Here is a 19,643-nt window from a genome sequence, read left to right on the forward strand (position 1 = left end):
CCCTTTATTTTGCAAGGACTATTTTTCCCTACCGAGAAACATTTTACGCTTAGTTGAGGGATCCCTCAGTCATTCGACTTCCTGACAAACAAGAAATGAAATTTGCCAACGCTCCGCCATAAGAAGCCCCTTTCAGCGCAGCATGCTGCCTCTTTTCCCAAGTGGCAAGGGGTGCCTTTTTCAGAGTCCGATTACCAGACTTATTTTTTATCTTGGCCCTTTTTCGGAATATTTTTCCCCTCTTTAATCTGGTTTTTACTATAGGAATCTTTTTTCTTCCTGAATTTCTTTATTTTTATTACACTTTTCTGATTGACTTTCCTATTTGCACAACTTATTTCTATATATGTTTTTGTTGTAGGTACTTTTATTTGTTCTCATTTATTTTGAAAATTTTCTGAATCATGTTATACTAATAATCGTGATTTTTGTTACATTTGTGTTATTTCATTCTTTTTTCTACACGATGACAGTAAAATCACGTATCTTCTCTACAGAAAGGAAGTCTGTTATGTTTTCCGTCGCCTTGTTCGATTCCGTGCGAGCAAACCTCAATGAAACCAGCGATCAGCTCAATTCCCTCTCCGCCCTGCCAGAAATCATGCATCTGTATCGCTACTCCAAATTTTCCAGTCTCCTCACCAGCCTATCCCATCAAGGAAAATTCCAACTCATCATTCTCCAGAGCCTTTCCACACCCTTTCCCGATCTGTCGCTTGCGCGGCGCATCCGCCAGTACGATCGGCGGGTTCCCATTATCATCGTGACGGATAACGAATCCTTATGTCTTGAAGGGTACGACGTTCCCATCTTCCAGTTCTATACCCAAGCCATGACTGTGCAGCAAATGCGCATGGTCCTTGAGTCACTTATGGATCATGCTCCCGATATGGGCAACCGGTTCTTTATCTTTTCATCGGACCAAAGTATGTATCAGGTTCGGCTTTCTGATATCACCTTTTTTGAAGCCAACCGGTCCTCCCTTTTCATCCATACAACGCAAAAAAGCTACGCCTGCCGGGATACACTCAAGAACCTGCAGGCGCGGCTCCGCCGATTCCCCTTCGAACGGATCCATAAAAGCTTCATCGTAAACACAAAGTTCATCAGCTGCCTGCAGTCCGACTCCCTGATTCTTCAAGATGGTACGGTCCTGCCTGTGAGCAAGCACAAAATGGCGCCCATGCGGCACTACCTAAAGCTCCTCATGGAGTCATCCCTGCTCTAAGGCTTTCACTCGATGCCGCGGATCTGGGAGACAGGAATTGGCGCCTTGCCTTCAAGGTAAAACGCCTGCCTTGATAAATCAATGCGATAAAGGCGGCCTGACACCGTCCGGCAGACGCCGCCGTTCTTGCGTTCGTCGGGTTCAAAATAATGAAGGGTCACATAGGGGCGCTCCCCTATTCGTTCCATGAGAAGACGTGTCTTTTGGTCGAGCCGTTCCCGCTGCGCTTCATCAAGCTCTGCGTCTTGGTCCGTATAACGGGCCCGTTCCGTGATGGTTTCCGTAAAGCCCGACAACGCGTCAAAAGGCGCAAACTGGGCCGCGCGCTGGAGCCGAGGCATGCGGGCCCGAGGAATCCCAAAAGGATAGGGATGGTCCAAGATTGCAGCATAAGGATTAGGCATGATGACCTCCAATCTGGCCATGACGGGTAATCGTCATGGCCTCTTTGCATAAGTTGCGTCCCTTGACAAGGGCATTGCGGCCAAATCGGTGATGGACCTCAAGGGCAGCTTCCTGAAGCCGTGCTTCCCGTGGATCTTCATCAAGAAGGGGCGTTTGCTCGGCAAAAAGGGAGGCTTCCCAAACGGGATCCTGAATGTCTTGGGAGCGCACGTGGACCGCGGTGACACTCATCCGGCGCACCCACAGATAGGGATGGGCCATACGGTCATAAAGGGCCATCACGCTCGCCATGATAGGCTGTCCGGCATGGGTCCATCCAGCAAGACGGGCCGAACCATGACTGCGGCCTGACGGCGGCAGGTCCCGGGAAAGACCCTGCGGCTGCCTCCCATCATAGCCAATGGTAAGGGCCACCTCATCGGTCACAAGTCGTTTGCGGGCAAGGTCCAAGATGAGTTCATCCGTCATCTCCCATGCAATCATGCGGGCATTTTCCGGTGAATAGGGCTTGGGCAGGACCTGGCTTGTGCCAAGGCTGGAGGCTTTTGGGATATACCGCTTGATGTCGCTCATACGGCAGGATTCCCACCCCCATGCATGGTCAATGAGCAGCTCGGCATTGATGCCGAACCAATCATACAAAAGGGAAGCATCGGAAAGGCTGAGGCGGGCAATATCCCCCATGGTGTAAAGGCCATGAGCAGAAAGACGCCGGGCTGAACCGGGGCCAATGCGCCAAAAGTCCGTCAGGGGCTGATGGCCCCACAAGGTCCTGCGGTAAGAGGTCTCATCAAGAAAAGCAATGCGTACCCCATAGGGATCGGGCCTCAGGGCCTTTGCTACGATATCCATGGCCACCTTGCTGAGGTAGAGATTCGTTCCAATGCCGCCCGTTGCCGTAATGCCCGTTTTTTGAAGAACGTCTCGGATCATGGTCATTGCAAGGGTATAGGGCGTCATGCCATACGTCGAAAGGTACGGCGTGGCATCAATCATGACTTCATCAATGGAATAGACATGGATGTCCTGAGGAGCAATGTAACGCAGATAAATGCCGTAGATGTCCCGACTCATTTCGATATAGCGCTGCATACGCGGCATGGCGACAATATAAGAAAGCGCTTTTTCCGGATGACGCCTAAGCTGCGAATCAAAATGGCTCACCCCCTGAAAAGAACGCTGGGGCGCCTTGCTGCGGCGCAGGGCATTGATTTCATCGACTTTGCGGATCACTTCAAACAGGCGGGGCCGACCCGGAACCCCCCGTTTTTTGAGAGGCGGCGATACGGCAAGGCAGATGGTCCGATCCGAACGGCTCTTATCGGCAACGACAAGACACGTATCAAGGGGGTCAAGGCCCCGGTCCACACACTCTACGGAGGCATAAAAGGATTTGAGATCGATGCAGATATAATAGCGCGGTTTCATGATTGCCTCCTTTATAAACACTTGTTCGTTATTTATTATAACACACTTCCCCAAATAAAGCAGCCCTCTTCCAGAAATTCTTTAGGAACTTCCGAAAGAGGGCTGCGTAATATCCAAATTGATATTCAGTTTTATAATTTCCCGTCCCCCCTTTTCCAAGTGGCGGGACAGGAAGCAGCAGATGAGGAGAAAAAGAAGGGATCCCGAAGCAGTCACAAGACCCATCGCGAAAAGCCTGGGATGCCAAATAGACGAAAGGAATCCTCACAAGGACAATGGCGATGAGATTGCGAAAAAAGAATAGATGGTTTTTTGCTGCACAGAAGCAGCTGCTGAAAGAAAAATGGATCCCCTCAAAAATCGTGTCAAAGAGGTATCCTTTTAGATAGGGTCTGCCTAATGCAATGACCGCTTCATCAGAGATGAAAAGCCCCCACAAAACGCAGTGCCATGACCTGCCTCAAAAAGAATACAGAAAGGCCAAAGAGCGCGGCCGTCTTGATGGCATCAAAAAGGTTGCAGCCCGTAATGAGGGGGAAGGACTAAAAATCAGGTAAAAAGATAGCGTTTCTTCCCCCTGACGGCTTCGGGCAGCGCTGCTATGAGGTCCACAATACGGGGAAGAAGGCCAATCAATAGCCCTCTAAGGACAACGGCCACCTTAGCATGATCTGGCTGCCGACGGCAACGGCCGTAATGCTCGCCGGTCCGTCAAAACAAGGCCTTTCCAAACACTCCCCCGAAAGGGCATTGACAGCCATAAAACACGCTCCTAAAAAATAAAAAGAAGGCCCCCCTCCGGGAAGGGTATCACAGCCTTCACGTGAGGAGCCTGGCATTTCGGTCAACGCGCATCGCGCCTTAGTGGTGGAACAGACGGCGGCCCGTAAAGCACATGACGATACCATACTTATCAGCCGTTTCGATGACCTGGTCATCACGGATGGAACCGCCGGCTTGGGCGATATAGCGGACGCCGCTGCGATGGGCACGCTCTATATTATCGCCAAAGGGGAAGAAGGCATCAGACCCCAAGGCAACATCCTTGTTCTGGGCAATCCACGCCTTACGTTCTTCCTGCGTCATGCGTTCCGGCTTTTCCGTAAAGAGCGTTTGCCAGATTCCATCGGCAAGAACGTCATCGTCATCGGCGGAAAGATAGACATCGATGGTATTATCCCGGACCGGTTTCGGCGTATCAGGTTTAAAGGGCAGGCTGAGCGCTTTCGGGGACTGACGAAGCCACCATTTATCGGCCTTATCACCAGCAAGGCGCGTACAGTGGACGCGGGACTGCTGCCCGGCACCGACACCGATGGTCTGCCCGTCCTTGACGTAGCAGACAGAATTTGATTGGGTATATTTGAGGGTAATCAAGGCAATGAGAAGGTCCCGTCTGGCCCCTTCCGAAAGTTCCTTGTTCTTCGTGACGATTTTTTGCAGGCAGTCCTTTCCAATGAGGTCCGCATTGCGGCGCTGCTCAAAAGTGACACCAAAGACTTCTTTGGTCTCCATTTCATGGGGCACATAGTTCGGGTCGATCTGGATGACATTATAGCGTCCCTTTTTCTTTGTTTTGAGGATGGCTAGGGCCTCATCATCGTAGCCCGGAGCAATGACGCCATCTGAGACTTCGTGCTGAAGGACTTTTGCCGTCGCCACATCGCACACATCAGAAAGGGCCACAAAATCGCCAAACGAACTCATCCGGTCCGCACCGCGGGCACGAGCATAAGCAGAAGCAAGAGGCGACATTTCATAGCCTTCAAGACGATAGACCTTGCGCAGCGTTTCTGTCAGCGGTTGGGCCACTGCGGCACCGGCAGGACTGACATGCTTAAAGGAGGACGCAGCTGGAAGCCCCGTGGCTTCCCTAAGCTCCTTGACGAGCTGCCAGCTATTTAGGGCATCCAGGAAATTGATGTAGCCAGGACGGCCATTTAAAATCGTAACAGGCAGGTCACTGCCATCTTTCATATAGAGTTTTGCTGGAAGCTGATTCGGGTTGCAGCCGTACTTTAATTCGAATTCCTTCATCTTCATTCCTCCCTCATATAGAAAAAGGCCAACCTCGGGCCCTTTTCGCCCAGACGGTCGGCTCACTGCGATCATGCTCCCTGTGGGTACCCCCACTTCCGTCAGTTACATGATCTGATAGGGTCATTATAATATGGGAAGGGCGGGAGTGTCAATGTTGGCATTATAGAGTCGGAGCAAGAAGTACTCCGAACCGTAAATCTTATTTCAACCATGGCCGCCCAATGTATGGCACTGACCATGTCCGTAAGGCCTCCCCGGGTAAGAACGCACTCTTTCTCTCCATTCACCTGTCGCATCTACCCTTTGAAATTCCCAGTCGTTGTGGAACTTCGGTCTGTTTGGCAACCTTATCCATCCCAACTTGTCCTTATGCGATTTTTGTGCGTCAGGTCGGAACTTTGCCTGCATCTTCTTTCAGGTTCCATCTCACGCGGTCGCCCTTTTGTGTTCGGCTATGACTTTCCCACGACTGGGGCAGTCTAGGGACTTTCACCTTTAAGCGTGCGCCCATGCCGGACGCACCAAAAAGAGGACCGTGGTCACCACGGTCCTCTTCTTACTTCTTATCCTTTTTATCGAAGAAATCCTTCACTTTATTGAAAAAGCTTTTTTCTTCGGGGTTGATGCTTTCGCCGCTGGCATCGGCAAACTTGCGGAGTGCTTCTTTCTGTGCATCGCTCAGTCTCGTCGGCACAACGACTTTGATTTGGATGAGCTGGTCACCCTTTACGCCCGTTCTCAGATTCGGAATGCCCTTGCCTTTGATGCGCAGGACGCGATTGGGCTGGGTTCCTTCAGGCACCTTAATGGTGGTCTGACCATAAAGGGTCGGCACCTTGATTTCAGCACCCAGTGCGGCTTGGACAATGCTGATTGGTACTTCGCACAGGACGGTTGTCCCCTCCCGTTCAAAGAACTTATGACTCTTTACATAGAGATAGACATACAGGTCGCCGGCACGGCCGCCGCGCATACCCGCTTCACCCTCGCCTGCCACACGGAGCCTTGAACCGCTGTCCACACCAGCTGGAATCTTGACCGTAATGACGCGTTTTTGCTTCACACGGCCCGTTCCATGGCAATGTTTGCAGGGATTGGTAATGATTTGACCCGTCCCATGACATCTCGAACAGGTACGGACATTGACAACCTGACCAAAGATGGAATTTTGCGTGACCCGGACTTCCCCCGTCCCATGACAATCAGGACAGGTTTCAGGGTGGCTGCCTTCGGCGGCTCCCGTTCCATGGCAATGCTCACATTCCTCTTCGCGGTTCAAGCGGATTTTCTTTTCCGTCCCAAAGGCCGCTTCCTCAAAGGTAATTTCAAGGTCAGCCCGCAGGTCCGCGCCTTGACGGGGACCGCGATCGGCCCGACGGGAGCGGGACGCGCCTGCGCCCGCACCGCCGAAGAACATATTGAAGATATCATCCATGCCTTCGCCGCCAAAGCCGCCGCTAAAACCGCCAAACCCGCCGCCGAAGGGGTTGCCCCCGGCACCAGGGCCGCCATTTTGGAAAGCGGCATGGCCATATTGATCATAGGCGGCCTTTTTCTGCGGGTCACTCAGGACCTGGTAGGCCTCGTTAACTTCCTTGAATTTATCGGCTGCTTCAGGATTATCCTTGTTGAGATCGGGGTGATACTTACGAGCCAGCTTGCGATATGCTTTTTTTAATTCCTCAGGCGACGCACTCTTGTCGACGCCCAGGACTTCATAATAATCTTTTTTATCTGCCATCAGTATCTCCCTCTAGGAACGATTATTTTTTGTCGTCATCAACAACTTCGGCGTCTACGACGTCATCATCGTTCTTCTTGCTGTCAGAGGAAGCACCAGCACCGGCATCAGCACCGGCAGCAGCCCCGTTCTGACCATTCTGCTGGTTCTGTTTGTAAAGTTCAGCAGACAGCTCATAGAGCGGTTTCTGGAGGGCTTCCGTATCCGCCTTGATCTTATCTACATCGTCACCCTTCATGGTTTCCTTCAAGGTGTTGATGGCATCCTGGACCTTCTTGATCTTGTCATCGTGGCCCTTGCCTTCCATATCCTTGACGGTCTTTTCAGCCTGGTAAATCAGCGTATCGGCCTGGTTCTTGGCATCAACGGATTCCCGGCGCTTTTTATCAGCAGCTTCGTTGGCCTGGGCTTCCTTCACCATCTTATCAACTTCTTCCTTGCTCAGGCTGCCGGAAGAAGTAATGGTAATCTTCTGTTCCTTGCCCGTGCCAAGATCCTTGGCGCTTACGTTGACGATCCCGTTGGCATCAATATCAAAGGCAACTTCGATTTGAGGCACGCCCCGCGGAGCAGCCGGGATGCCGCTCAGTTCGAAACGGCCAAGGGTCTTGTTGTCGGCTGCCATTTCACGTTCGCCCTGAAGAACATGGATGTCAACAGAAGGCTGGTTATCCGTAGCCGTCGAGAAGATCTGCTTCTTGGAGGTCGGGATGGTCGTGTTGCGGTCAATGATCCGAGTGAAGACGCCGCCCATGGTTTCAATCCCAAGGGAAAGCGGCGTTACATCAAGAAGCAGGACATCCTTGACATCACCGGCCAGTACGCCGGCCTGGATAGCGGCACCGACAGCAACGCATTCATCAGGGTTGACGCCGTGAGCCGGTTCCTTGCCGAGAACGCGTTTGATGGCTTCCTGGACAGCAGGAATACGGGAAGAACCGCCGACAAGGAGGATCTTATCAATATCGTTGACCGTCATCTTGGCATCACTGAGAGCCGTATGGACGCACTGGATGGTACGGTCAACAAGGTCGCTCGTCATGCTGTCAAATTTAGTACGGGTAAGGTCCATGTCAAGATGCTGCGGGCCGTTGGCACCAGCTGTAATGAACGGCAGGTTGATATTGGTCGTCATCATGCTGGACAGTTCGATCTTGGCTTTTTCAGCCGCTTCACGAATCCGCTGCATGGCCATCTTATCGCCCGTCAGATCAATCCCGTTTTGTTTCTTGAATTCATCGGTCATCCAATCCATGATGCGATGGTCGAAATCATCGCCGCCCAGATGGGTATCACCGGTTGTGGATTTAACTTCAAAGACGCCATCGCCCAATTCCAGGATGGAAACATCGAAGGTCCCGCCGCCAAGGTCATAGACGAGGACGGTTTTGTCATCGGACTTATCAATGCCATAAGCAAGGGCAGCTGCCGTCGGTTCGTTGATGATTCTCTTGACATCAAGACCGGCAATACGGCCGGCGTCCTTCGTAGCCTGACGCTGGGAGTCGTTGAAGTAAGCCGGTACGGTGATGACCGCTTCCGTTACTTTTTCACCAAGATAGCGTTCCGCGTCACCTTTCATTTTTTCAAGGATCATTGCAGAAATCTGTTCCGGCGTGTAGTCCTTGCCATCAATGGTCACGGTATATTTCGTGCCCATGTGACGTTTGATGGAGCTGATGGTCCGTTCCGGGTTGGAAACAGCCTGACGTTTTGCCAGCTGACCAACGAGGCGTTCCCCATTTTTCGTAAAACCGACGACGGACGGAGTCAGGCGGCCGCCTTCCTGGGTCGTAATCACAGTCGGTTCGCCGCCTTCCATTACGGCGACAACAGAGTTTGTAGTCCCTAAGTCAATACCAATGATCTTGCTCATTATAAATTCCTCCTCATGCAGCTAACTTGCTGGTTTTCACTTCAATTAATTATGGACAACCCTTACTTTGCTGTGGCGGATGACATCGTCACCGATCCGGTAGCCTTTTTCAAGGACCATATCAATGCTGTCATCGGGCAGGTCGGGATTGCTGCCTTGCATAACGGCCTCATGGACCTGCGGATCGAAAGGTTTGCCTTCAGCAGGAATCTCTTCGATATGCAGGGTTTCAAGGGCTTTTTCAAACTGTTTGTGGATCATGGCCATGCCCTTTAAAATGGACTCAGCATCATGGTTTTGTTCCACACTGGCTTCGGCGCGTTCAAAATTATCGAGGACCTTCAGGAATTCCCGGACCACCGAAGCCGTTACGAAACGGCCCAAGCGCTCCCGTTCTTCCGTATTCCTCTTGCGGAAATTATCAAAATCGGCCTGCAGACGAAGCAGCCGATTGGAAAGCTCATCGATTTCCTTTTGCTGCTTGGAAATCGTTTGATCCTTGGGATCAGGCGTACCATCTGCCGGTTCTGCGTTCTTTTTCTCAGCCTCCGTGGCCTTTGCTGCTTCCGCTTTGTCAGCATTCATTTCGGCGGCTTGTTGTTTTGGATCTTTTGTCTCTTCGTTCACCGTACGTCCTCCCTATTTTTCATCAATTTTATTCATAACCACCTTCAGGTAGTGATGAAGGTAATCCATCACAGAAATAACCTTGCGGTATTCCATACGGGTAGGTCCCAACACGGCAAGGGTCCCAACGACCTGGCCATTCAGGCGGTAAGTCGCTTGGATCATGCTGCAGTCCTGAATGCTGGAGAACTTGTTCTCGCTGCCAATGGTAACCTTTAGTCCCGAGTCACTGCTGGCCTTCAGCATATCCTTGAGCATCTGTTCTTCTTCAAGGACGCCCAAGAGTTCCCGCATCCGTTCCGTATCCTTGAATTCAGGCTGTCCCAGGAGCTGTTTGGTTCCGCCAAGGAACATCTTGTCCTCCTGCTGGGCGGCCTTGACCTTCTTGATACGGCTGACAATGGATGCATACAGCCGTTTGTCCCCGGCAAGCATTTCACGTACCTGTGCAAGGAGCTCCTGAGAAATATCATTCAGTTTGCGTCCATTAAGGTACTGCGAAACACGCTGGGCAATCTGGTCCAGCTCGCCTTCTTTGACCCCGCTGGGGATTTCCACCACGCCATGATCGACATTCCCCTCTTCCGTGACGATGCACAGGATGGCCTGACCCTTGTTGAGGGGCAGGAACTTCATATAGGAGAAAGTTGCCTCGCTGTCCTTGTTGGCAAGGACGACGGATACGTTCTTGCTCATGCGGGACAGGATCTTGGCCGTTGATTGGAAGATGTCGTCAATGGTATGCACCCGCTGTCTGAACCAATTATTGATGAGCGACATATCACTCGGTGATAGGGCCAGGGATTCATCACCGGCAAGGGAATCCACATAAAGGCGATACGCCGCCGCGGAAGGGATCCGTCCTGCCGATGTGTGGGGTTGCTCCAGGAATCCAAGGAGCTCCAGATCGGACATTTCGTTTCGAATGGTCGCCGGACTGATACCAAGATTGTATTTCCGAGCGATTGTACGGGATCCTACAGGCTCGGCCGTCTCGATGTAATCGTCAATGACGAGTTGAAGTATTTTCTTTTGTCGTTCGGTCAGCACTGTAATCATCTCTTTCCCAGATTATTAGCACTCGAAACTTTAGAGTGCTAACATCTAATGGTTAAGATACACCTCTTTAGTCAAAATGTCAATACTTTCCCGAAAAATAATTCACAAAAATCCCAAGTCGCAAAAAAGAAGGCCCCATGCGGGAAAAAGCTCCTTTAAAAAGGGCTGCCGCAGGGGTACCGTCCTTGACTTTTGCTGCTCGTTTTTCTTCATTTTTGTGGTTCCCGGTCCGTCGTGATGAAGGCTTCGAAGGCAAGGTTCCCGTACTGCATGCCAAGGGGTGTGAGGCGGAAATGCCCATCCTCCCTCTTGGCCCACCCCTTATGGATAAGATCCTCTGTCTCAGGACCGTAATCAAGTTCAAAGGAGCGCCCAAAGCGGGTCTCATAATCCAGGAGGGAAAGGCCCCTTACGGTACGCAGGTTCATGAAGATCATTTCTTCCCGCTGGACGGCAGGGGAAAGGATTTCGATCTCCGGTGCCTCCCCTCTTTCATAGGCTGCAAGATAAGCCTGATTGGTCTCCCGCTTCCTGCCGTCAAAGCCAGTCGCGCCGGCGCCAAAGGCAAGATAGGGATGGTAGTGCCAATAGATCAGGTTGTGCCGCGACTCGTCTCCTGCCTTGGCAAAATTAGAAATCTCGTAGCGCTCATAGCCGCCCTTGGCGAGGCGGTCCATGATAAGGTCATACATGGCGCCCGTCTCTTCGTCTGTGGGAAGGGTCCAGAGCCCTTTTTGGAGCTTATGGGAAAGGACGGTCCCCGGTTCGACAGAAAGCCCGTAGATGGAAATATGGCTGGGTCCAAGGGCCATGAGTTCCGTCAAGGACGCTTCGATGCTTGCTGCCGTCTGCGTTGGAAATCCATAGATGAGGTCACAGGACAGGCGTGTAAATCCCGCTTCTTTGCTGAGCTGGATGATGTGCCGTGCCTCATCCGCTGTATGGGTGCGGCCCATCAGGCGCAGTTCACTGTCCTCAAGGGACTGGATGCCCAGGCTCAGGCGGTCCACCCCCAACGCGCGCAGCCCCCGCAGGTAGGCCTCATCGACGGTTCCTGGATTGGCTTCAAGGGTCACTTCCCGCGGTGCATTGAAATAGCCTTTTTCCTTGAGGGCACTGAAGATGGCGGCGAGTTCTTCCAATGATAGCAGGCTGGGCGTACCGCCGCCAACATAGATTGTCGCGCCGCGGCTTACGGGAAGAGGGGCCTCACAGCTCCTGATTTCCTTGATCAGGGCCTTGACGTATCGGGTGCGGGCCACTTCATCCTGCCCCTGGTAGCTGATAAAATCACAATAACTGCACTTATGCTGGCAGAATGGGATATGGAGATAGATGCCTTGATAGGCTTCCCATGGATGCATTTGGAAGACTCCTTTATGTGTGATGGGGATATTGTAGCATGGATGGGATGGTCGGCGCAAAAATCGCGCCGATTTGATGAAGTGACGTCGTCGGGCGGGCCGCTCCTAGAAATGTTTTCGGATAAAAAAGGAAACCTTTTTCGCCTACGGTCCATATTCGAAAAAGGTAAATGGAAAAAAGACAGGAAGGGAACACTCTCGCCGTTCCAGATGATGACTCAGCCCAATTTTGTGGTTAAATAAAAAGAAAGGCTGCAGTACTTTTTTGCAGCCTTTCTTACGCTTACTTCTGCATGATCAGGCGTTTCAGGTCAAGAAGTTCTTTTTCAAGAGTATCAATCTTATTTGCCTGGATCTTCAGCATTTCATTTTGATGTTCAATCTTTGCGTTCTGGTCCATGATGGTCTGCTGCATGACAAGCGGACTTGCCTTTGGCTTCCGGCTCTTTGTGCCAAAACGGAAAGTGACACCGCCGCTCATCATGGCATCGCCGTTGCCAAGGGTACCGCCAAAGTTATACATGACGTCTTCATTTGGGCGGTAGAACAGGCCAAGGGCCGCAGCATTGGCCGCTTTATAGTGGCCATAGCCGAGGGCAAATTCAAATTTGCTGTCCGGATCCCATTCCAGGGGATGGAGGGCTGCCAAGGCAGCTGCACCTGCGCCAGCACGGCTCACTTCGTGGGTCATGCGGCTATTGAGGCTCTCTACGCGGTGATCAACATAATCCACATTGGCTGCACTCGTCGGATTGCTTGGATCTGTGGCAATTCCTGTAATGGTCCGCGTGACGCCATCCTTTCCGCGAACATCGATGGTCTTTGCCGTCCCGTTCTGGTCGATATTGATGGTTACGCCATCGGTTTTCACAAGCGTATTTCCGTCCACATCTTTAAGAGCGTTATAGAGGGTATCGCCGCTGATGAGGCGATGGTCACCGCTTTGGGATTCACCTGTACCAAGCTTCTTCTGCCAGCTTGTGACATCGGAATCCGTGAGATTTGCCGCATCGCGGTCGGCCTTCTTATCCATGTCCTCTTTCATGACATCCTTGATGGCACTGTCGTCAACGTTGACAGCATAGGAAATATTGCCATTTTCCGTCTTCGTCGTAACGGTCGTGTTCTTGCCATTGACGACCTTCACAGCATCCTGAGCGAGGTTCTTGATTTTTGTTGCTCCTTCATCCGTAATGTTGGAAAGATCCGTCTTGGCGTAATTATTGTCCAGGCTGTCGGTGATGTTCTGGATATTCGTGATCCGATCCGTGTTGTTCTTTACCTGGTCATCAAGGTTCTTCAGGTTCTCTGCTGCAGATGTATCCTTCTTGATGTAGGCGCCGTCTTCGCTGACTCGGGTTTCGTCCTTGATGGCTTTTGCCACCGTATCGCCCGTCACAAGACGGTTGTCATTTTCTTTCACCTCGCCCGTACCAATAGCATTGCCCCAGCTTTCAGCATTCTTCTTCTGATCTTCTTCGGAAGCGGCCGTGCCGTCAGGGTTCTTGAGGTTACTACCGACATTCGAGGCGTCCATATTGGCTTTCTTATTGATGTTTTCGTTCGTATCCTGCGCAGCCTTATTTAAGGCATCGTAGACTGTATCGCCCGTCACAAGACCGCCGTTTCCTTGTTCGACCTTGCCGTCACCTACCACATCAACCTTGAAGGTTTTCACGCCATCCACATCACGGGAGGAAACGGTCGTATGGGACCCATTTTCCATATTGATGACGCCTTTGGCGAGGTTCTTGATAACTGTCTGACCGGCATCGGTGATGTTCGTCAAGTTCGTCAGATCCGTAATGTTCTTCGTATTGGTACCAACCTGTTTATCAAGGGCAAGGAGGTTGTCGCCGGTGGTACTTGCCATTTTGACGTAATCGCCATCCTCACTTGGCCGCACTTCACTGTAGACCGTGCCGCCGGAAACAAGGTTCGTATCGCCATCAGCAACAGCACCGTCATTGTTGACGCTGACCTTGTAAGTGGCAGCTCCTGTCGTTTCGTCTTTTTCACTTGTTACACTGACGAGATCGCCTGCCGAGACTTTTGTCAGCTGATCCATGGTCGCCGCATCGTGGCCATCTTTACCGTATCCCACATTGACCAAGCGGTTATAGAGATTGCTGTCATAAGCCTGTACCTTGACTTTCCCCCCAGTCGCTGTATTATACGCTGTCTGATAATACTGATCCCCTTTTTTTATGTCCAACAGAAATGGTTCCTGCTTCCGTGGCCACAGCGCCTGCACCGATGGCAACCCCATTTTCGACATTTGCCGACGCACCGCTGCCAATTGCAATGGCATCTTTTGCCGTATCCGCGGTCGAAGCCCCGCCAATGGCAACAGAATATTGTCCTTGGGCGGCTCCTCTTTCTCCGCCTACCATAACCGAATAGAGTCCACTTGCAGCATTAGACCAGCCGCCTAAAATGGCAGTCCCCGTCCCGGACGCCGTATTGCTGGCCCCGCCGTATACAGAAGTCAGCGTACCTGTTGTCATATTATATGTTCCGCCAAAAATGCCCGCCTGTTTTCCTCCAATGGTATTTCTTGATCCCCCAATCAGGACGGACTGATTAGCATTCCCTGAAGACTTGTTTACCGTTCCACCAACAAATACAGTATCCGTTCCACTCGTCAATTCGTGTTGATTCCCACCAATGATGATCCCGTTTGCCGCGCCATTTTTATTATTTGAGCCTCCAATGATTGTGCTGTTGACGCCGCTTGCTAAATTGGTATTTCCGCCCATAATAGCCGCATTTTCCCCTGAAGCCGTATTGGTGGAACCACTTACAACAATGGAGTTTCTGCCTGAAGCTATATTATTGGCGCCGCCTGTAACGACAGAATAGACGCCAGACGTTGTATTTCCCGATCCCCCTAAAACAACGGAATAATTTCCGCTAGCCGTATTGTATTGGCCGCCTAGGACCTGTCCGTATAGTGCAAGAGGTGCCGTTGCGGTTCCAATGCTGCCGCTATCAGCAACAAAGATTTGCCCGGCATGGCCCCACCATGAATTGGTTGAATCGATGAAAGTATAGTAAAGATCTCCCGTTGTTTGGGCAGTCGTACCGCTTGATGTCTTATACTCCATCGAGACCTGTTTTTCCGGCTTGATTTCCGCTGCGTACCCCACATTTCCCGCAAACCCGCCTTCTTGGTAAGGCAAAAGCGCGGCCATTCCCCATACAGTCATGGATACCATGGTCAAGATGGCCATCTTTTTATGCAAACTCATTGTGCCCCTCATCGGTCTCCTCCTTGTTTTCCCGCAGTCCCTTATCGTTGTTTTCTCTTTTGTCTAATTTATTTCACTCTTCAAGAAGTTAAATAAGAAAAATATACTATTTAATCAACTTAATTAATTATTTACGGAATATTTGGAACTTTATTTATAATTAATTCTTTTGTCGTTTTTTCTATATTTTTTGATTTGAATCTTATTTTAATATTCTATAAGCAATTTTATTCTGTGTCAAGAATATTTTTTACATACAATAGATTCATAATATGTATATATTGATTTTAATCGTGATTAGTCTACTGATTATATTTACTGATTATATTTTTAATATGCAATTTTCCCTTCAAAAGGATTGTCTATTCCATTCGCATGTAAAAATCGCTCATTTTCTTACAGAATTGTAAGAAAATGAGCGATTGCTTCAATGAATCGATGCGTTAGGTAACGGCTGGATCATTTTATGAAACCGACCTGCTTACTGATTTCAGCATAGACCTGTTCCGCCGTTTTGCGGCATTTCTTTTTGTTTTCTTCAAAAAGGTTGTCCCCGTGAGTATCAATGGCTACGATCAGGGGACCCAAGGTATCGACTTCACTGGTCCACAGGGTTTCCGGCATCCCCAGGTCTTCCCACTTACGGTCAATGATCTTCTTGAAGTTGACGGCACTGACAACAGCGCAGCCAGCCGGGAAAACACAGAAGATACAAGTATCTTCCTTGCAGGCTTCCTGGGTTCCCTCCCCCATGCCGCCTTTACCGACAATCAACTTGACGCCCGTTTCCTTGATAAAGGCCTTTTCAAATTTTTCCATTCGCATGGAAGTCGTCGGCCCGATGGAGACCATTTCAAAGCGGTCCTTCTCGCCGGCAATGGGGCGGACAATAGGACCGGCATGGAAGATGGCCCCGCCTTTGAGGTCAACGGGAAGTTCCCTTTTTTCCTCGATGAGGCGGCGATGGGCAACGTCACGGCAGGTCGTAATGTGACCGGTCAGATAGACAATATCACCGATTTTGAGGTTCTTGAGGTCTTCGTCCTTGATGGGCGTATGAAGGATGATCTTAGCCATTAAAATTCAGCTCCTTTGTGGGTAGTAACAGTATAATGCAGATCCTTATCAAAGATGATGTGTCCGCGGCGATGGTTCCAGCAGCCAATGTTCACGGCTACACCGATAGCCGATGGATGGCGGGCCGTATTGACAATATTGACACCCAGTACGGAGGCCGACCCCGTCATTCCCTGCGGACCTAGGCCAATCTTATTGATACCTTCTTCCAAGAGCCGTTCCATCTTGGCTGCCCGCTCGTTTGGGTTATGGGACCCGACTGGACGCATGAGGGCCAGTTTGGAATTAAGGGCTGCTGTTTCAACGCTGGTTGCAACGCCAACACCAACAAGGAACGGAGGGCAGGCATTCGGACCATAGCTGACCATTCTTTCAAGAACAAATTTCGTAACGCCTTCATAGCCTTCCCCTGGCATCAGGACCATGGCATGACCAGGAAGGGTGCAGCCGCCGCCTGCCATGTAGGTATAGATTTCGCAGGTATCGGAGTTTGGTTCAATGGACCAAAAAACGGAAGGGGTCCCTTTGCCGACATTTTTCCCCGTATTATATTCATCAAAGGTTTCTACACTGTTATGACGGAGCGGGGTCGTAACCGTCGTGCGGATCACGGCTTCACGCAGCAGGGCTTCCAGATCATCAATGAGAGGGAACTTGGTCCCGCATTTTACAAAGAACTGCAGCACGCCCGTATCCTGACAGGACGGACGGTCGAGCTTTTTGGCAAGCTCCATGTTCTTTTCATAGGTTTCATACAGCAGTTTGGCAATGGGAACGGTTTCCTTGGAAGCCAGTTCCTTTAATTTGTCCGCAACGTCGTCCGGCAGGACCTTGGACGTATACCCGACAAACCGAGCCATAATATCGGTCATCTGTTCAACTTGTTCAGTATGTGACATTTCAAAATTCCTCCTTATCAATAACTGCTTAACTTCATATGGTTCATCATTTTCTCAGGGGTAAAATGGGAAAATGAGGGGAAGCAAAATGAGACTGACAATGGCGGAAACTGCAATCATTGGAAGGCCCGCCTTGACATAATCATTGAAGGTATACCCACCTGGGGCAAAGACCATCATATTGGCCGGCATCCCAATAGGGGTAGCAAAAGCAAGGGATGCTCCAATGACGGTGGCGATGACAACAGCCTTGGGATCCGCCCCCATCCCAGCCGAGATATTGAGACTGATGGGTATGAGAAGGGCGGTCGTAGCAAAGTTACTCATGAAGTTTGTCATGAGGGTAGCAAGGACAAAGACCACCACGAGCAGAGCAAAAGGAGACGCGCTGGGCCCTAAGGCGCTGATGACCGTATCGGCAATCATTTTGCCGGCGCCCGTCTTTTGAAGGGCTTTGGCAAGGGCCAAAGTGCCGCCATAAACAAAGATGGTCTGCATGTCAATGGAACGATAAGCTGCCTTCTCGCTGATGGCGCCGCAGGCCACAAGGACAACTGCACCGATGCAGCCGGAAAGGTAGAACTTGATGCCGATCTGCTTTTCAAAGATCATGGCAAGAATCGTAAGGACCATGACAACCAAGGAAACCGTTTGTTTCCACTGCGGCACATCGGAAAAGTCCTGTTCCTCATCATACATGGAATCTCCCATATTTTTCGTTTTTTCCGGCAGAAAGCGATACCCGACACAGGCAAAAAATGCGGTGCTGATGAGAAGGATGGGAAGACCGACGAAACCATATTCAAAGAAACTGATTTCAACGCCTACATTCTGAAGTGCAGCTTTTCCCAAAAGGTTGCCCGGAGCGCCGATAATGGAAAGGTTTCCTCCCATGGCAGCAGCAAAGATAAGGGGAAGAAGCAGACGGGAACGGGAAAAACCAGATTTTGATGCCGTCCCAATGACAATTGGGATCAAGATGGCTGCCGTTCCTGTATTGGAAAGAAAACCGCTCATGATGCCCGTCACAAGCATGACTGCAACGATGAGTTCCCGTTCCGTATGGGCAAATTTGGTGACGATGCCGCCGACCCGATTGGCCATACCGGTCTCAAAAAAACAGCCCCCAATCACAAACATGGCAACAAAAAGAATCAAGTTGTTATCGATAAAACCACCAAAGGCATCCTTGGGACTGAGGACTCCTGTAAGGACCAGGGCAAGAAGCGCAATGATGGATGTAACCGCCAGAGGGATCTTTTCCCAAACAAACATGACAATGACAAATAAGAGCAGTGCCAACGTAATGGCAACGGGTGACATAGCAATTCCTCCCTTAGATAGAATTGGCGCCATTGGATACATTTTTAAAATATACATTTGTATTTTATATTTAATAAAGTATCCGTTTCTTGATTAGACTATATTCCAAATTTGATGGTCCGTCAAGGGGGTCATAGAATTTTCTGTTTTTTCCATACAATTAGTGGACTATTCTTACGGCCATCATCCAAACCATCGATGATTCATCAAGTATTTCCCGTTTTTCTTATAAAAAAGAGACCTTCCAAAAATCAATTCATGATTTTTGGAAGGTCTCTTCTATGGGAAGATTCCCATACAGGAATCGCTATCCATTTTTGATTGATTGCAAAACGGATATATCCATTATTTATTTTTCTCCACCTTTGACAAAATTGCGATAGTTGGTAAGCACGTCTTCCATGCTGCGCTTCATATGGGCGACCATGAGGGTCCTCGCCTGCTCTCCATCATGGGCCCGCAGGGCTTTCATGAGCCCATCGTGCTCTGTACTGGAAATCTTGGCATATTCCTCTTCGGTTACCAGATACCCCATGGACAGACCGCTCCACAGATTGGCGGCAAGGTGTTCCAATTTCTCATTGCCGCAGGCTTTCCAAATGGCCATATGGAAGCTTTCGTTGTAATCCTTATAGGCACTGTAATTTTTCTCTGCAAGGGACCGCTTCATATCTTTATAGACCGCTTCAATGCCGGAAATATCGGTTCCTTCCTGTGCTGCAAGATACGCCGCTTCGCCTTCAAGGAGCGCGCGCACGGCATAGTGGTCACGGATGTTCTTTGTGCTCATGCCCAGGACGACAGCCCCCTTATTGGGACGCAGCCGGACAAGTCCCTGGGAAGAAAGCAGCTGCAGGGCTTCCCGCACAGGAGTCACGGAAACGCCCATCCTGCGGGCTGTTTCTTCCAGGGTCAGAACCGTTCCCGTCTCGATTTCCTTACGAAAAATTGCCTTGCGCAGATAGGAAGCGACCTGTTCCCGCGCCGGCAGGAGATTGATAGGCTGGATGGCCGAACTTTTGAGCGGCTCTTTTGTTTTTGCCTGCGCCGAAAGGTCCGGGCCCTCGAGGGAACCCTTGCCTTTCCGGACAATGATGTGGCGATTGGACAGTTTTTCGGCATAGCCTTCTGCCACAAGACGATTCAAGGCCTCTCTTACAGGCATTCGGGAAACCCCAAAGGATCCGGCCAGGTCCACCTGTTTCAGTTCTTCACCGGCCGCAAGGATTCCCTTTTTGATTTTTTCAGAAAGGACCGAGAAAATCAGGTCCTGCGAACTCACTTTTCCCTTAAGGAGCGAGTCTTCTTTCTTGTCAGCCTTCATG

The 19,643-nt window shown here is 50.5% G+C and carries 17 protein-coding genes, 1 pseudogene and 1 riboswitch; of the genes and pseudogenes, 2 read left to right on the forward strand and 16 right to left on the reverse strand.

Translation table 11 applies throughout. The features are described 5' to 3' along the window. The first annotated feature begins 511 nt into the window (after positions 1 to 511). The gene (locus QZQ08_RS06085) at positions 512 to 1,228 is read left to right on the forward strand and encodes a LytTR family DNA-binding domain-containing protein (protein WP_296329430.1); all 717 of its coding nucleotides are present in this window, start codon (positions 512 to 514) and stop codon (positions 1,226 to 1,228) included. Positions 1,229 to 1,233: 5 nt separating this feature from the next. Here QZQ08_RS06085 and QZQ08_RS06090 read toward each other — a convergent pair whose 3' ends face one another. Together QZQ08_RS06090 and QZQ08_RS06095 are read right to left on the reverse strand one after the other, a co-directional pair. Beyond that, positions 1,234 to 1,653, reverse strand: coding sequence for a hypothetical protein (locus QZQ08_RS06090; protein WP_296329433.1), 420 nt, complete (start codon positions 1,651 to 1,653; stop codon positions 1,234 to 1,236). After that, positions 1,625 to 3,061, reverse strand: coding sequence for a DNA methylase (locus QZQ08_RS06095; protein ID WP_296329436.1), 1,437 nt, complete (start codon positions 3,059 to 3,061; stop codon positions 1,625 to 1,627). Before QZQ08_RS06095 ends, QZQ08_RS06090 begins: the two co-directional genes overlap by 29 nt. Before the next feature lie 422 nt (positions 3,062 to 3,483). On the opposite strand from QZQ08_RS06095, the gene QZQ08_RS06100 reads away from it, so the two are divergent. Then, the gene (locus tag QZQ08_RS06100; RefSeq protein WP_296329438.1) at positions 3,484 to 3,618 is read left to right on the forward strand and encodes a hypothetical protein; all 135 of its coding nucleotides are present in this window, start codon (positions 3,484 to 3,486) and stop codon (positions 3,616 to 3,618) included. A gap of 75 nt (positions 3,619 to 3,693) precedes the next feature. On the opposite strand, the gene QZQ08_RS06105 is transcribed toward QZQ08_RS06100, so the two are convergent. The 14 genes and pseudogenes from QZQ08_RS06105 to QZQ08_RS09760 all read right to left on the reverse strand — a co-directional run. Next, positions 3,694 to 3,822: a hypothetical protein gene (locus QZQ08_RS06105; protein WP_296329441.1), complete on the reverse strand. Its 129-nt coding sequence runs from the start codon at positions 3,820 to 3,822 to the stop codon at positions 3,694 to 3,696. A gap of 100 nt (positions 3,823 to 3,922) precedes the next feature. Beyond that, positions 3,923 to 5,098 (reverse strand): phosphoribosylaminoimidazolecarboxamide formyltransferase, encoded by a 1,176-nt coding sequence (locus tag QZQ08_RS06110; RefSeq protein ID WP_296329444.1) that lies wholly within the window; start codon positions 5,096 to 5,098, stop codon positions 3,923 to 3,925. 40 nt (positions 5,099 to 5,138) lie between these two features. Further along, positions 5,139 to 5,217: riboswitch (ZMP/ZTP riboswitch) on the reverse strand. 440 nt (positions 5,218 to 5,657) lie between these two features. Next, positions 5,658 to 6,842 carry a molecular chaperone DnaJ gene (dnaJ, locus tag QZQ08_RS06115; RefSeq protein ID WP_296329447.1) on the reverse strand — a complete coding sequence of 395 codons (1,185 nt, stop codon included), beginning with the start codon at positions 6,840 to 6,842 and terminating at the stop codon, positions 5,658 to 5,660. Positions 6,843 to 6,864: 22 nt separating this feature from the next. Further along, positions 6,865 to 8,718, reverse strand: a complete 1,854-nt coding sequence (dnaK, locus tag QZQ08_RS06120) for a molecular chaperone DnaK (protein ID WP_296329450.1) — start codon at positions 8,716 to 8,718, stop codon at positions 6,865 to 6,867. 45 nt (positions 8,719 to 8,763) lie between these two features. Continuing rightward, positions 8,764 to 9,345 carry a nucleotide exchange factor GrpE gene (gene grpE, locus QZQ08_RS06125; protein ID WP_296329453.1) on the reverse strand — a complete coding sequence of 194 codons (582 nt, stop codon included), beginning with the start codon at positions 9,343 to 9,345 and terminating at the stop codon, positions 8,764 to 8,766. Between the two features lie 12 nt (positions 9,346 to 9,357). Further along, entirely contained in the window at positions 9,358 to 10,404 is a 1,047-nt protein-coding gene (hrcA, locus tag QZQ08_RS06130; protein WP_296329456.1) for a heat-inducible transcriptional repressor HrcA, read from the reverse strand. A gap of 209 nt (positions 10,405 to 10,613) precedes the next feature. Next, positions 10,614 to 11,768 carry a radical SAM family heme chaperone HemW gene (gene hemW / locus QZQ08_RS06135; protein ID WP_296329459.1) on the reverse strand — a complete coding sequence of 385 codons (1,155 nt, stop codon included), beginning with the start codon at positions 11,766 to 11,768 and terminating at the stop codon, positions 10,614 to 10,616. A 283-nt stretch (positions 11,769 to 12,051) separates the two neighbouring features. Then, the gene (locus QZQ08_RS06140; protein ID WP_296329462.1) at positions 12,052 to 13,983 is read right to left on the reverse strand and encodes a YadA C-terminal domain-containing protein; all 1,932 of its coding nucleotides are present in this window, start codon (positions 13,981 to 13,983) and stop codon (positions 12,052 to 12,054) included. Then, complete coding sequence (locus QZQ08_RS06145) at positions 13,940 to 14,977, reverse strand: hypothetical protein (protein ID WP_296329465.1); 1,038 nt, start codon at positions 14,975 to 14,977, stop codon at positions 13,940 to 13,942. The genes QZQ08_RS06140 and QZQ08_RS06145 overlap by 44 nt, the downstream gene beginning before the upstream one ends. Before the next feature lie 501 nt (positions 14,978 to 15,478). Then, positions 15,479 to 16,096: a L(+)-tartrate dehydratase subunit beta gene (gene ttdB / locus QZQ08_RS06150; protein ID WP_296329468.1), complete on the reverse strand. Its 618-nt coding sequence runs from the start codon at positions 16,094 to 16,096 to the stop codon at positions 15,479 to 15,481. After that, entirely contained in the window at positions 16,096 to 16,995 is a 900-nt protein-coding gene (ttdA, locus tag QZQ08_RS06155) for a L(+)-tartrate dehydratase subunit alpha (RefSeq protein ID WP_296329471.1), read from the reverse strand. The genes ttdB and ttdA overlap by 1 nt, the downstream gene beginning before the upstream one ends. 54 nt (positions 16,996 to 17,049) lie before the next feature. Continuing rightward, positions 17,050 to 18,318, reverse strand: a complete 1,269-nt coding sequence (locus QZQ08_RS06160; protein WP_296329474.1) for an SLC13 family permease — start codon at positions 18,316 to 18,318, stop codon at positions 17,050 to 17,052. 349 nt (positions 18,319 to 18,667) lie between these two features. Beyond that, positions 18,668 to 19,327 (reverse strand): GntR family transcriptional regulator, encoded by a 660-nt coding sequence (locus QZQ08_RS06165; protein WP_366140917.1) that lies wholly within the window; start codon positions 19,325 to 19,327, stop codon positions 18,668 to 18,670. A 108-nt stretch (positions 19,328 to 19,435) separates the two neighbouring features. Beyond that, a pseudogene (locus QZQ08_RS09760) lies at positions 19,436 to 19,642 on the reverse strand (GntR family transcriptional regulator); the annotation flags it as partial. Between the last annotated feature and the right edge of the window lies 1 nt (position 19,643).

Source organism: uncultured Acidaminococcus sp. (assembly GCA_900538365.1).
GTDB lineage: Bacteria > Bacillota > Negativicutes > Acidaminococcales > Acidaminococcaceae > Acidaminococcus.

What these genes read in the sequence shown, in the direction of transcription:
- QZQ08_RS06085 (WP_296329430.1), top strand. Translation starts at nt 512, where the DNA reads ATGTTTTCCGTCGCCTTGTTCGATTCCGTGCGAGCAAACCTCAATGAA.
- dnaK (WP_296329450.1), bottom strand. Translation starts at nt 8,718, where the DNA reads ATGAGCAAGATCATTGGTATTGACTTAGGGACTACAAACTCTGTTGTC.
- ttdA (WP_296329471.1), bottom strand. Translation starts at nt 16,995, where the DNA reads ATGTCACATACTGAACAAGTTGAACAGATGACCGATATTATGGCTCGG.
- QZQ08_RS06100 (WP_296329438.1), top strand. Translation starts at nt 3,484, where the DNA reads ATGAAAAGCCCCCACAAAACGCAGTGCCATGACCTGCCTCAAAAAGAA.
- dnaJ (WP_296329447.1), bottom strand. Translation starts at nt 6,842, where the DNA reads ATGGCAGATAAAAAAGATTATTATGAAGTCCTGGGCGTCGACAAGAGT.
- hemW (WP_296329459.1), bottom strand. Translation starts at nt 11,768, where the DNA reads ATGCATCCATGGGAAGCCTATCAAGGCATCTATCTCCATATCCCATTC.
- hrcA (WP_296329456.1), bottom strand. Translation starts at nt 10,404, where the DNA reads ATGATTACAGTGCTGACCGAACGACAAAAGAAAATACTTCAACTCGTC.
- QZQ08_RS06160 (WP_296329474.1), bottom strand. Translation starts at nt 18,318, where the DNA reads ATGTCACCCGTTGCCATTACGTTGGCACTGCTCTTATTTGTCATTGTC.
- QZQ08_RS06110 (WP_296329444.1), bottom strand. Translation starts at nt 5,098, where the DNA reads ATGAAGGAATTCGAATTAAAGTACGGCTGCAACCCGAATCAGCTTCCA.
- QZQ08_RS06090 (WP_296329433.1), bottom strand. Translation starts at nt 1,653, where the DNA reads ATGGCCAGATTGGAGGTCATCATGCCTAATCCTTATGCTGCAATCTTG.
- ttdB (WP_296329468.1), bottom strand. Translation starts at nt 16,096, where the DNA reads ATGGCTAAGATCATCCTTCATACGCCCATCAAGGACGAAGACCTCAAG.
- QZQ08_RS06145 (WP_296329465.1), bottom strand. Translation starts at nt 14,977, where the DNA reads ATGACTGTATGGGGAATGGCCGCGCTTTTGCCTTACCAAGAAGGCGGG.
- QZQ08_RS06105 (WP_296329441.1), bottom strand. Translation starts at nt 3,822, where the DNA reads ATGGCTGTCAATGCCCTTTCGGGGGAGTGTTTGGAAAGGCCTTGTTTT.
- QZQ08_RS06095 (WP_296329436.1), bottom strand. Translation starts at nt 3,061, where the DNA reads ATGAAACCGCGCTATTATATCTGCATCGATCTCAAATCCTTTTATGCC.